General features: G+C 70.8%; 13 protein-coding genes. 8 read left to right on the top strand and 5 right to left on the bottom strand.

All coding sequences use genetic code 11. The annotated features are described in order from the left end of the window. Positions 1-5 precede the first annotated feature (5 nt). The 3 genes from G6N53_RS08695 to G6N53_RS08685 are packed head-to-tail and all read right to left on the bottom strand — an operon-like array spanning position 6 to position 2,656. A complete protein-coding gene (locus tag G6N53_RS08695; protein WP_163888112.1) occupies positions 6-845 on the bottom strand; it encodes an alpha/beta hydrolase in 840 nt (279 codons plus the stop codon). Between the two features lie 6 nt (positions 846-851). Beyond that, positions 852-1,883, bottom strand: coding sequence for an NAD-dependent epimerase/dehydratase family protein (locus G6N53_RS08690; RefSeq protein WP_163888111.1), 1,032 nt, complete (start codon positions 1,881-1,883; stop codon positions 852-854). Beyond that, positions 1,880-2,656 carry an S-methyl-5'-thioadenosine phosphorylase gene (locus G6N53_RS08685; protein WP_163888110.1) on the bottom strand — a complete coding sequence of 259 codons (777 nt, stop codon included), beginning with the start codon at positions 2,654-2,656 and terminating at the stop codon, positions 1,880-1,882. The genes G6N53_RS08690 and G6N53_RS08685 overlap by 4 nt, the downstream gene beginning before the upstream one ends. Positions 2,657-2,766: 110 nt before the next feature. Here G6N53_RS08685 and G6N53_RS08680 point away from each other — a divergent pair, with 110 nt between their 5' ends. Next, entirely contained in the window at positions 2,767-5,754 is a 2,988-nt protein-coding gene (locus G6N53_RS08680; RefSeq protein WP_163888109.1) for an arabinosyltransferase domain-containing protein, read from the top strand. A gap of 8 nt (positions 5,755-5,762) precedes the next feature. Here G6N53_RS08680 and G6N53_RS08675 read toward each other — a convergent pair whose 3' ends face one another. After that, the gene (locus G6N53_RS08675) at positions 5,763-5,981 is read right to left on the bottom strand and encodes a hypothetical protein (protein ID WP_159230201.1); all 219 of its coding nucleotides are present in this window, start codon (positions 5,979-5,981) and stop codon (positions 5,763-5,765) included. Positions 5,982-6,052: 71 nt separating this feature from the next. On the opposite strand from G6N53_RS08675, the gene G6N53_RS08670 reads away from it, so the two are divergent. From G6N53_RS08670 to G6N53_RS08640, 7 genes are all read left to right on the top strand, one after another. Beyond that, a complete protein-coding gene (locus tag G6N53_RS08670; protein ID WP_163888108.1) occupies positions 6,053-6,922 on the top strand; it encodes a 1,4-dihydroxy-2-naphthoate polyprenyltransferase in 870 nt (289 codons plus the stop codon). A 78-nt stretch (positions 6,923-7,000) separates the two neighbouring features. Next, positions 7,001-7,999 (top strand): AAA family ATPase, encoded by a 999-nt coding sequence (locus G6N53_RS08665; RefSeq protein ID WP_163888107.1) that lies wholly within the window; start codon positions 7,001-7,003, stop codon positions 7,997-7,999. A 12-nt stretch (positions 8,000-8,011) separates the two neighbouring features. Further along, positions 8,012-8,884, top strand: coding sequence for a DUF58 domain-containing protein (locus G6N53_RS08660; RefSeq protein ID WP_163888106.1), 873 nt, complete (start codon positions 8,012-8,014; stop codon positions 8,882-8,884). Then, positions 8,874-9,347 carry a hypothetical protein gene (locus G6N53_RS08655; protein ID WP_163888105.1) on the top strand — a complete coding sequence of 158 codons (474 nt, stop codon included), beginning with the start codon at positions 8,874-8,876 and terminating at the stop codon, positions 9,345-9,347. Before G6N53_RS08660 ends, G6N53_RS08655 begins: the two co-directional genes overlap by 11 nt. Continuing rightward, on the top strand, positions 9,347-10,354 hold the full coding sequence (locus tag G6N53_RS08650; RefSeq protein ID WP_237166716.1) for a hypothetical protein: 1,008 nt from the start codon (positions 9,347-9,349) through the stop codon (positions 10,352-10,354). The genes G6N53_RS08655 and G6N53_RS08650 overlap by 1 nt, the downstream gene beginning before the upstream one ends. Next, positions 10,351-11,271: a vWA domain-containing protein gene (locus G6N53_RS08645; protein WP_163888103.1), complete on the top strand. Its 921-nt coding sequence runs from the start codon at positions 10,351-10,353 to the stop codon at positions 11,269-11,271. Before G6N53_RS08650 ends, G6N53_RS08645 begins: the two co-directional genes overlap by 4 nt. Next, a complete protein-coding gene (locus G6N53_RS08640; RefSeq protein ID WP_163888102.1) occupies positions 11,268-12,020 on the top strand; it encodes a hypothetical protein in 753 nt (250 codons plus the stop codon). Before G6N53_RS08645 ends, G6N53_RS08640 begins: the two co-directional genes overlap by 4 nt. On the opposite strand, the gene G6N53_RS08635 is transcribed toward G6N53_RS08640, so the two are convergent. Then, the gene (locus G6N53_RS08635; RefSeq protein ID WP_163888101.1) at positions 12,017-12,433 is read right to left on the bottom strand and encodes an ester cyclase; all 417 of its coding nucleotides are present in this window, start codon (positions 12,431-12,433) and stop codon (positions 12,017-12,019) included. The two genes, G6N53_RS08640 and G6N53_RS08635, sit on opposite strands and share 4 nt — an antisense overlap. Positions 12,434-12,437 lie beyond the last annotated feature (4 nt).

The following is a 12,437-nucleotide window of genomic DNA, read 5'->3' as shown; positions in this document are numbered from 1 at the left end:
TATGTTCAGCCCTGCGGAACCCCCAGCACCGGGGTGCGCTGCAGGAACTGCTCGACCGCGGTCAGCAACCGCTGCCCGTCGAGCAGTGCAGGGTCGTTGTGACCGGCGCCTTCGACGGACACGAACTGCTTGGGTTCGGAGGCGGCCTCATAGAGGCGACGCGACTGCGCTGCGGGCACGATGTCGTCGCTGTCCCCCGCGATCACAAGCAGTGGCACGTGCAGCGCGCCGATGCGGTCGATGGACGGGTAGCGATCCAGCAGCAACCGCCGCGCCGGAAGCCACGGGTAGTGCACACCGGCGACGTCGGCCAGCGACGTGAACGGTGAGCGCAGCACCAACGCCGCAGGGGGTTGCTCGACGGCCAGGCCGACCGCCACCGCGGCGCCCAGCGATTCGCCGAAGACGGCCATCCGACCGGGATCGACTCCAGGCTGGCGGGCCAGCCAGTCGTAGGCGGCGCGTGCGTCGTCGGCCAGTCCGTCCTCGGTGGGCCGTCCGGGGTTTCCGCCGTAACCGCGGTAGTCCGGCAACAGCACGGACAGCCCCATGCCGTGCAGGGCGGCGGCCAGCGGGGCCCGCATCGTGCGGTCACCACCGTTGCCGCTGAGCACCAGCATCGCCGGACCCGGGCCGCCGGGCAGATACCAGGCGCCCAGTTCCAGCCCGTCGGTGGTGGGGATGACCACGTCGCGGGCCCCCGGCAGCACCGTCGACGCCGGCGGCACCGCAGCGGTCGACGGGAAGTAGATCAACCGACGCTGCTGCGACCACAGCAGTCCGAGCAGTCCCGACGTCACCAACGTGACGATAACGGCGATGAGAACCGCTCGGCGACCCCGCATCTGCTGCTACGCGCGAAGCGGCGCACTCGCGAACGCGCGCAACCCGTCGGCCGGATCGATGGCGGCCCGAAAACCCAGCACCCGTTCGGCTTTCGCCGGGTCGGCGACGATGTGGCGGACGTCGCCGCTGCGGTACTGGCCGGTCACCACCGGCGTCACGTCGCCGCGCGCGTCACACAGCGCCGTGGCGACGTCCAGGATCGACACCGGCTTGCCCGAGCAGACGTTGAACGTGTCGAAACCGTCGGATCCGGCCTCGATCGCGGCGACGTTCGCGGCGGCGATGTCGTCGACGTGGACGAAGTCGCGCATCTGCCCGCCGTCCTCGAAAACCCTTGGCGGATCCCCTGCTTCGAGTGCGGAGCGGAAGATCGCGGCGACGCCCGAATAAGGGGTGTCGCGGGGCATGCCCGGTCCGTAGACGTTGTGATAGCGCAGCGCGACCACCGAGCCGCCCGTCGACTCGCTCCAGGCCAGCGCGTAATGCTCCTGGGCGACCTTGCTGGCCGCGTAGAGGCTGCGCGGCCGAAGCGGCGCCTGCTCCCCGACGAGCTCCCAGCTCACCGGTGCGCCGCAGACCGGGCAGCGGTGGTCGAACACACCGCCGTCCAGGTCGGTCCGAGTGCGTGGGGCCGGGTCGACGGCGCCGTGTTGCGGGCAGACGTAGCCGCCCTGGCCGTAGACCACCATCGACGAGGCGAGCACCAGCCGGCGGCAGCCCGCGGCGAACATCTGCGCCAGCAGCACCGCGGTGCCGTAGTCGTTGTGCGACGCGTAGGAGGGGCTGTCGGCGGCGTTGACGCCGGCGCCCACCACCGCCGCCTGATGGCACACCACATCCACCCCGCCGAGCAGCTCGGCGACGGCCGCTGCGTCCCGGACGTCGACGTGGTGCACACCTGCGGGCAGCTCCGCGCCCTCGCCGTGCGCCGCGGGCAGCATCACATCCGCGGCGACGACCTCATGGCCGGCGTCGGCCAGCAGCGCCGCGATGCGCGCGCCGATGAACCCGGCGGCACCGGTCAGCAGCACCCTCACGGAAGCTCGATCGGCAGCGTGACACCCTCGTGCGGCAGGCAGTGCGTGCATTCATTGACTTGGGCGGTGCTTTCTATGGCCTCGTGCACCAGCTGCTTGAACGGCACCAGGTTCCGCTGGAACTCGGCGAACACGTCCACCGCCCGCACCCCTTGGCCGCTCTCGATGCCCGCATCCAGGTCGGTGACCAGAGCAATTGCCGCATAACACATCTCGAGCTCACGGGCCAGCACGGTCTCGGGGTAGCCGGTCATGTTGACCAGCCGGAAACCCTGGCCTGCGAACCATTGGCTCTCCGCGCGCGTCGAGAACCGCGGACCCTGGATCACCACCATCGTGCCGCCGTCGACGACGCTGGGCAACCCGGTCACCGCGGCCCGCAGCGACGGGCAGTACGGGTCGGCGAAGTCGACGTGGATACCGCCGGAGTCGAAGTACGTGTCGGACCGGCCCGAGGTCCGGTCGACCAGTTGATCGGGCACCACCATTGCCCCCGGACCGAGCTGCGGGTCCAGGCTGCCGACAGCGCAGGGGCCGAAGATGCGTCGCACCCCGAGCGCCCGCAATGCCCACATGTTGGCGCGGTAGGGCACGGTGTGCGGGGAGAACTCGTGGTTGGCACCGTGCCTGGGCAGGAACGCCACCTCGTGGTCCCCGATGGTGCCGACGGTGATCGGCGCACTCGGTGACCCGTACGGGGTGTCCAGGCTGATCGCCCGGGCATCAGCACCGAAGAAGGAGTAGAAACCACTGCCACCGATGACACCCAACATCCGACCATTGTGGATCATCGAACCGTCGCACCAAGCATGACGTTGCGGTGACGACGTCCCGGATGGCCGTGCCGCGTCGCCGAACAGTCGGCAGGCTGACGGGGAACTCTATGCGGCCACACACCTCCACACAGCGGACCTGGCTCGCCCTTCTCATCGGCCTGATCGGTGTGGCGGCAGCGCTGTTCCTGCCCTTCGCTCCGGTCGTCGCCGAGCGCACGACCATCACCTGGCCGGTCGCCGACGAGCCTGTGACCTCCACCAGCGCGCTGGTGGTGCCCTACCGGCCGGGCGAGCTCACCGCGACGATCCCGTGTTCGGCGCTGCGCGCCGCGACCGCGCAGACTGCGCCGGTCACCGTGCTGGCCACCGGCTCCGACGGTGACGGCCTAGTGGTGACCGGTTCGGCGGGCCGCGCGGCGCTCCGGCTCGGTGACCGCAGCCGCCCCCTGGTCGTGCCGGCTGCCCCGGCGGACTGTCGGGTCACCGTCGAATCGGTCCCCGGCGGGTTGGCGGTCCTGCAGGCCGATGGGCGCACCAACCATCTCGCCGGCGAGCCGGTGCCCCGGGTTTTCGGGTTCCGCACCGACCTCGATCCGGCGCAGGCCGCGGGGCTGTCGGTGTCCGCGGTGCTCACCGGACCGTTCGCGACGACGCCGACGCTGCTCAAGACCGTGGTGGTCGGGGTGCAGCTGCTCTGCGTGGTGACCGCGCTAGTGCTGCTGCGTCGGGGTCGCGGCCCGCCCGTCCGGCGGCGTGCCCCTCTGCGGGGGAACCGGCTGTGGTGGATCGACGGCGCGGTGATCGCGACGTTCTTCGGGTGGGCCGTCATCGGTCCGCTCGCGGTCGACGACGGCTGGGCGACGATGATCGCCCGCAACTTCGCCGCGACCGGCGACCCCGGCAACTACTACCGGTGGTGGAACGCCGCCGAGGTGCCCTTTGCGCTCAGCCAGCAGTTGCTGGCACCGCTGACCGAGATCAGCCTCGCCCCGCTGTGGCTGAGGTTGCCCAGCACGCTGCTGGGGGTGGCCACGTGGTTCGTGCTCAGCCGCGGCGTGCTCGGCGCGGCGCTGCCGGTGACCGCGGCGAACGCCCGAGTGCGGGTGCTCGCCGCGGTGTGCCTGCTGGTCGCCTGGCTGCCGTTCAACCTCGGGACCCGACCGGAGTCCTACGTCGCGCTCGGCGTCACCGCGGCGCTGGCGCTGGCATGGCGGGCGCGGGACCCGGCCGGATTGGCCTGGCTGGTGCTCGTAGCCGCGCTCACCGTCCCGATCAGCCCGACCGCCGTGCTGGTGGCCGCACCGATCCTGGTGTTCGCCCCCCGGCTGGTGGCGGCGGCTCGGGCGGGAGCTCCCTCACGCGCGGAACTGTCGGCGACCGTGGCGTTGCTGTGTTGTGTGGGCGCCGTCGGACTCACGGTGATCTTCGCCGACCAGACGTGGGACGCGCTCGTCACCGCCACCGATTGGCACAGCTTCTTCGGCCCGTCACTGCCCTGGTACGAGGAGCCGACCCGGTACGGGTACCTGCTGCAGGCCGACCAGCAGGGCAGCTTCGCCAAGCGGCTGCCGGTGCTGTTCACGGTCGCGCTGCTGCCGGTCGTCGGTGTGCTGGCCGCACGCCGTCGCGGATCCGACGTGCTCGGTGCGTCGCCGGCGCGGCTCGCCGCCGTCGTGGTGGCCGCGCTGCTGCTGCTGGCACTGGGACCGTCGAAGTGGTCGTACCACTTCGGGGCGACCGCCGGGGTGTTCGCGGCGTTCCTGACCGTGGCGGTGATGCTGGTCGTGCGCCGGGCGCGCGACGCGGACCGCGTCGTCGCCGCCGTCGGTGTGGCCGGATCTGTGCTGCTGGCGGTGGCCGCCGCGGTGGTCTTCGCCGGCCCGAACGCGTGGTGGTTGCCCGCGGTGTACGACGTCCCGTGGTCGTCGGGCCCGGTCCGACCGCTCGGCGTACCGCTGGACGACCCGCTGTTGTGGGTCGGGGTGCTCGCCGCGGGCACGTTGACGGCGCTGGCTGTGCTGCGGCGCAGGCCGTCGGCGCAGTGGCCGGCGCTCGGGCCTGCGGTGCTCACCCTGGTCACCTTCGGCACGGCGCTGGCCGTGCTCGTCGGCTCCTTCGTCGCGGCGCCGTTGCGCCGATCCTCCGGGTCGCTGGCGATGGCGAACCTCGACCGGATCGCCGGCGGGCAGGTGTGCGGGCTGGCAGACGACGTCGAGGTGCTGCCCGACGGCGAGGTGCTCAGGGCGGCGGAACCGGGCGGGCGGGTTTCCGGCTTCGCCGAGTCGACGGGCTTCTACCCGGGGGCGCCTCCTCCGGATCCGCCCGGAATCGGCGCCTCGGAGTACCTGTGGGGCAGCCGGACCCCCGGCGCGCAGGCCACCGGCGAGATCGTCACCGGATGGTTTGTGCTACCTCAGCTGGCACCGGATTCCGGTGTGGCGCTGTCGGTCTCGGGACGTTTGGCGGACGGCAACTCGCTGGTGCTGGAGTTCGGCCGGGCCGACGGACCGTCCGTCACCGTCCTGGGTGCCGCCGGGCCGGTCGACCGGCCCGCATCCGATGAGGCTCCCGCGCATCCGTTGTGGCGCTCGGTGGGCGTCGATTCGGCCGAGGTTACCGCCGGGGCCGACCGAGTCCGCATCCACGCCGTCGACGACCGCACCGACCAGAACGGCTGGTTGGCGTTCACCGGCCCCCGGTTGCGGACGGTGGTCCCGCTGACCGATTTTCTGGCCGGCCACGGGCCCGTGCTGATCAGCTGGCCGCAGTCGTTCCTGTTCCCCTGCGTGCGCGACATCGCCACGGTGTCGGGGGGCGTGGCGACCACACCGCGCACCGTCATCGAGTCGCCGCGGCCGTGGTTCACCGAGGACCGCGACCCCGACCTGGGCGGGACGTTCGCCGGACTCGCGAGGTTCGGTCAGCTCAACGAGGTGCCGAGCAGGCTGGTGGGACATCCCGACGTCGACTGGGGGTCGGTGCTGGTCTCCGGCGACCCGGCGGTACCTGACAACGCGGACAACTATGTGCGCACCACGGATCGCGCGGCGGTGTGGGGCGCCGGTGCCACCCGCGGTCAGCGACCCGAGGGCTGACCGGCGAACTACTCGGCGTCGGTCTCGTCGGCGTTGCGCTGTGCGGCGCGCCGGGCGCCGTCACGGATCTCGAACACATCGGTGGCCAGCCCGCCGATGGCGTTCGCGACGTCCTTGACCGCGGTCGTGATGATCGAGGTGACCTCACCGACGGTCGACGCACCGGCACCGACGATCTCCTGTACGGCGTCCTTCCGGATCTCGTTCTTGCTCAGTCGGTCGTCCATGCGCTCAGTGTGCCACGGTTGGCACCCTGCGCACGCGGGGAGCAGATCGGGCACCTGCAAGACTGGCGCCCGTGGCCAGTTTCGCCCAGTGGATCGAGGGAGCGCGTCCCCGGACGTTGCCCAACGCCGTCGCACCGGTGATCGCCGGGACCGGCGCCGCAGCGTGGCTGGACGCCGCATCGTGGTGGAAGGCCCTGCTGGCGCTGGTGGTGGCGATCGCCCTGATAATCGGGGTGAACTACGCCAACGACTACTCCGACGGCATCCGCGGCACCGACGATGTGCGGGCCGGGCCGCTGCGGTTGGTCGGCTCCAAGCTCGCGGCGCCCCGGTCGGTGCTGACGGCCGCGATCGCGAGCCTGCTCGTCGCCGCGGTCGCCGGCCTGGTGCTGGCCTGGTGGAGCGCACCGTGGCTGATCGCGGTCGGTGCGGTCTGCATCGCCGGGGCGTGGCTCTACACCGGCGGCTCCAAGCCCTACGGCTATCTGGGCTTCGGCGAGATCGCGGTGTTCGTGTTCTTCGGCTTGGTCGCGGTGCTCGGCACCCAGTTCACGCAGGCGCTGCGCATCGACTGGGTGGGCGGTGTTCTCGCCGTGGCGATGGGCTGCCTGTCCTCGGCCGTGCTGGTGGCCAACAATCTGCGGGACATCCCCACCGACACCCAGGCCGGGAAGATCACCCTGGCGGTCCGACTCGGCGACGCCAGGACCCGGCTGCTGTTCTACGGATTGCTGGTGGTGGCGTTCGCGGTGCCGCTGGTGCTGATGCTGGCGACGCCGTGGGCTGCGGTCGGGCTGGTGGCACTGCCGCTGGCGGTACGTGCGGCCAAGCCGGTCCGGGGCGGGCTGGGCGGCAAGGACCTGATCCCGGTGCTGCGCGACACCGGGATGACGATGCTGGTGTGGGCGCTGGCAGTCGCCGGCGCGCTGGCATTCGGCTGACCCGCCGCGCGATTTGGGCGTGATCGTCGTCGCCCAGCGGCGGTTTGCACGCCCGAATCGCGTGGTACATAGCGCAGGATGACCGCAGCCCGGATACCGACCGACCACAACCCTGACGAGGCACAACGCATCGTCCGGGCGCTCTCCGAGGCGTTCTCGGCGAAGGTCGTCGGCCAGGAACACCTGCGGGAGTCGTTGCTGATCGGGTTGCTCACCGGCGGCCACATCCTGTTGGAGAGCGTGCCGGGGCTGGCCAAGACCACGGCCGCGCGCGTCATCGCCGAGTCCATCGACGGGGTGTTCCGGCGCATCCAGTGCACCCCTGACCTGCTGCCCAGCGACATCATCGGCACCCAGGTCTACGACTCGGCCACCACGTCGTTCGTCACCCAGCTCGGACCCGTGCACGCCAACGTCGTGCTGCTCGACGAGATCAACCGCTCGAGCGCCAAGACGCAGAGCGCGATGCTGGAGGCGATGGAGGAACGTCAGACGACCATCGCCGGCACCGTGTACCCCATCCCGGAGCCGTTCCTGGTGATCGCGACGCAGAACCCGGTCGACCAGGAGGGCACCTACGCGCTCTCCGAGGCCCAGACCGACCGGTTCCTGCTCAAGGAGATCGTCCGCTACCCCTCGCCCGAGCAGGAGGTGGAGGTCCTCAGCCGCCGCGACGCCGGGCTCTACGACCGTGACCACCGCACCCCACCGGTGGTCGGCCTCGAGGACATCCGCCACCTGCAGCGGGCCGCCCGGCAGGTGCACATGAGTAGGGACCTGATGCTGTACGCCAGCCGCCTCGTCGGCGTGACCCGCGACCCGGGCAACCACCTGCCTCGGCAGATCGCCAGGCTGGTCGAATACGGCGCCAGCCCACGGGCCACCATCGCGTTGTGCACTTCGGCCCGCGCCCTGGCGGTGCTGTCCGGACGCAACCACGTGATCCCCGGCGACATCGCCGACCTGGCGCACCGGGTACTGCAGCACCGGCTGATCCTCGGGTTCGAGGCGGCCAGCGCGGGCGTCACCGCCAACGTGGTGATCGACGCCGCACTGCAGTCGGTGCGGGTGCCCTGATCGGGGCGGGCAGTGGGTAAGCACCTACACCGGGCCAGGTCCCACTTCGGCAGCGACACCCGCGGCATGCTCGAGGGTGGCCGCTACGCGCTGTTGCACACCCGCAGCCTGGAATTCGACGAACTACGGCCCTACGTGCCGGGTGACGACGTGCGCGATATCGACTGGAAGGCCTCGGCGCGCTCGGGCAGTGTGCTGATCAAGCGGTTCGTCTCCGAGAAGCACCACAAGGCCCTGCTGGTCGCCGACACCGGGCGCAACATGTCCGCGCTCGCACCGGGTGGTGAACTCAAGCGGGATGTGGCACTGAACATCCTGGGCGCGATCGGGCTGATAACTCTCGGCCGCACCGACGAGGTCGGCATGGTGTACGGGGACGCGCGGGGAAGCGTGAACGTCCGCCAGCGCCGCGGCGAGAACCACATCGAGAGCCTGCTCACCGGCTACCACCTGCACGCGGCCGGCCACACGTCACCCGGGTCGAGCGACATCGTCTGCCAGTTGACCTATGTGGCAACACATTACCGTCACTCGATGCTGATCGTCGTGGTGTCCGACGAACCGGACGTCGACGAGCGCCTCGAGGAGGTGCTCGGTCGGCTGACCGCGCAACACGATGTGATGTGGGCGATGATCCCCGACATGCCGGCCACCGCCGCCGGTGATGACGGCGCGTACGACGTCGCCACCGGGCGGGTGGTGCTCGGATCTGTGACGGCCGAACCGCGCGTCGTCGCCGCCTACCAACGCGCCGAGCAGCGGCGCACCCGCGAACTCGCGGAACTGATGACCTCACGAGCGATTCCGCACGCCACGATCTCCGGTAGCGACCAGATCCGCCGGAAGATCGTCGAGATGACCGGGGTGTGGTCACGTGCCGGATGACCTGTTGGAGTTCGTCAGCGGACCCCCCTCCTACGCCTCCGGGTGGCTGTGGCTCGGGCTGGCGCTGCTCATCGTCGTCATCGGCTGGTATGCAGGCGTTTTCGTCGCCACCATGCCCGCCGAACGACTTCGCCGGATACCGGTCGTCAGGGTGGCCCACGCGCGGGTGTTGCGGTACCGCTTCACCCGCACGGTCCAGTCGATCACCCGTAGCCACCGCGACGGCGAGCTCTCCGCGGCGCAGGCCGGTGCGGCACTGAGCCGCACCCTGCGCAGCTTCCTGCACCAGGCCACCGGCCTTCGGGCCCAGTACATGCAGCTGCGGGCCGTCGCCGCAAGCGAACTCGCGCCCGCCGCGCCGGTGCTCTCGGCGTTGGGTGACGCCCAGTTCGACCTGTCGACGACCGTCGACGTGGGCCGGTTGGGCGAGCAGACAGAAGAGTTGATCCGCTCGTGGAGTTGATGTGGTGGGCGGTGGTGCTCGCCGGAATCGGCGCGCTGGTGCTGACGGGTGCGCTGGCGATGCTGCTGCCCACCGAACGGGTCCGTGGCCGTCGCCCGCTGGCCAACACCGACCGTCTGACCCAGCTGCCCGAGTACCGGGCCGTGATCCGCCGCCGGACCAGGGCCACCGCGGTGGCGTTGGCCCTGCTGACGCTGCTGTTCGGGACGACGGTGCTCGCGAGCGCCCGGCCTGTCGGAACACTCTGGGAAAACGATGATTCCGCGCCGCGTGAGGACATCATGCTGTGTGTGGGCCAGCCCATCACCGACCCTGCGACCGGCCAGTTTCTCAACTACTTCGCCCGCCAGGCAACCACATACGGCACCGAGCGGATCGGGCTGACGTCGCCGAACCGCCGGGTGGTGCCGTTGACGCGGGACTACCAGTTCGCCGCCGGCCGCTTCGGTGACTACGCCCAAGCGGCCCGGATACAGGAGCAGGCCGACTCCGCGACGTTGAGTCCGGCGGAAGCCATCGGCCTGCGGGCCAGAACCGAGTCGTTCGCCGCGCCGCTGGGTTATGACGACTACTCGCCGACGGTCGCCGACGTGCTGGCGTTGTGTTTGACCGGTTTTCCCGGGTTCGAGACCGAAGGCGACACCCGTCGGTCGCTGATCTACCTCGGCCCCGGTGCGCTGCGCTCCCCCGGGGACGCCGCGCCGTCGCTGTTCACCGACGCCCAGGTGACCGAGATGGCGCAACAGGCGGGCGTACAGGTCAACGCCGTCACCACCCCCGGGCGCGACACCCGAGCGCTGGCCACCCTCACCGAGGTGACCGGCGGGCAGTTCTACCGGTTCGACGCCGCGAGCCTCGACGGCGACCTCGACTCGATCCGCGCCGCTGCGGCGGGGCAGGACGGTGACCGGGCCGGCGGGCGGGAGGACACCCCGGTGGTCGTGCTCGTCGCCGCACTGGCGCTTGCGGCACTGCTGGGCGTGTCCCTGATGGCGGTGCGGCGATGACGTTCGACCCGGTGCTGCCCCTGCCCGCGCTGGTCGCCATCGCGGTGGCCCTGCTCGCGCTGAGGTTGGTGTCCCTGGCACTGTCCGCCGGGTCACACACCGGCAGGAACGCGATACTGCGTTGGTGCGGAACGACACTGGCCGTACTGCTGGTGCTGGTTGCCGCCGCGCGGCCGGGAACCGGCACGGCCTCCGAAGAGGTGACGCCGGTGGCCCGAGGAGCGAATGTGTACTTCGTCGTGGACCGCTCCGCTGACTCCGCGATCACCGACTACGACGGCGGTACCCGGATGGCGGGTATCCGCCAGGACATGGCGGCGCTGATCGATGCCCACCCCGGCTCCCGGTTCGCCGTCATCGCGTTCGCGTCTCGGCCCGCGATCGACTGGCCGCTGTCGAGCGACACCTGGAGCCTGGAGCCGGTGGTGGACGCCCTGAACCCCTACGCCGACGCCACCGCCGCCGGCGACCAGGTCAACGCCGGCGCCGCCGCCAATGTGCTGCGCTACCAGCTGATCGCGGCCGGACAGCAGTACCCCCGGGCGGAGAACCTGGTGTACTACTTCGGTTCCGGGGCCGCACAGTCCAGCGCCCCCCAGGGGGAGTTCGACACCGGCGATGTGGACGGCGGTGCGGTGTTCGGTTACGGCGGCGGGCCCGGTCTCGACGAGCCGGCGCTACGCGGGGTCGCCGAGCAACTCGGGGTGCCCTATATCCAGCGAGAGCCCGGGCAACCCGTGCCGCAGGGCGGGACATCGACCACTCCGGTCAGCGCGGGACCGCAGGCCACACCCGAGCGGACCGAGTTGTATTGGGTGTTCACGATGCTGGCGTCGCTGTTGTTGCTCGCCGAGATCTACTTGACCGCACGAGAACTGCGCCGCGCCAGGTCGACCCATCGACAGGTGCTGTCGTGACGCGCGCGTCGGGACCCGCCCGGCTGCGGTTGCGACGACGACTGCTGGTCGCGTCGGCGCCCGTGACCGTGATCGCGCTGGCGCTGTCGGCGAAACTGATCTCGGTGGTCGTCGTGGGTGGTGCGGCGCAGGAACACTTCGCCTCGGGTGAGATCGGGTCGCTGCGCAGCGATGTGGCGGTGTTGCGGATCGCCGACGTTGTCGAGCCCGCCACGACTGCGTTCGCCGCAGGCGGACTCGCGGTGCTGGAAGGCCGCGCACGCGAGGAGCAACAGGCAGTGAGTCTCGACGTCGCCGAGGCGGAGTTCTCGGCGGTGCTGGCCGGCACGGACCCGGCGCGCTCATGCCCGGTGCGCGTCAACCTCGAGTTGGTGCGGGAACGTCAGGGCGACATCGACGCGTGGGAAGCCCGGCTGGAGACCGCACGGGACCGCTACGAGAGCGCCCTCGCGGTGATCGCCGACGCGCCTGCCGGGTGCTTCGACGGCAACAACGACCCTGACCCGGAGCGGCGCGCGGTGCGACAGGATGCCCAGGCGCGTGTGACCGCCAAGATCGACGCCCTGGGCACCCGGGTCCCGCCCGGGGTCACCCCGCCGCCGCCACCTGCGGACGTCCCCGCGCCGGCGGCCCCGGTGATCACTGCACCCGAACCCACCCAGGCGCCGGATGGACGCCGACTCGATCCCGCTGACGGGGATCCCCTCGAGGTGTTGCGGCGGTTGCTGCGGGACGCCGCGGCCAACTAGCCGGGCGAGATGCCGGCCCAGTACTCGACGACCTTTCCGTTGGCGACCCGCAGAATGTCGTTTCCGGTCAACCGGGTGGGACCGTTGGGGCCCGAGCCGGTGGCGATCCACCGGGCGGCCACCATGTCGTCGTCGACGAACGGACCGACCTCTACGACGAACATCAGTTCCCGCAGGGCACCCCGGGTGGTGTCGATGATTTTCTGCAGTTCGGCGGGACCGTGGACATCTCGAGTGGGCCAGTGCCCGACGAAGTCCGGGGCCACGAGCTCCTCGGCGATGCGGTGCCCTGCCCACAACTCGTCGATCCACCGACCGTAGAGGGCTTTGTGGCTACTCGAAGCTCTGTGGCTACCGATGTTCCTGTGGTTGCTGATGCCCCGGTGACGGGTCATCACCTGCTGTTCCGTCATGTGA

Origin of the sequence: Mycolicibacterium hippocampi, assembly GCF_010723735.1 — a bacterium.
GTDB lineage: Bacteria > Actinomycetota > Actinomycetes > Mycobacteriales > Mycobacteriaceae > Mycobacterium > Mycobacterium hippocampi.
Note: the sequence above shows the minus strand (reverse complement) of the source record. Positions and strands in the feature narration are given on the sequence as shown.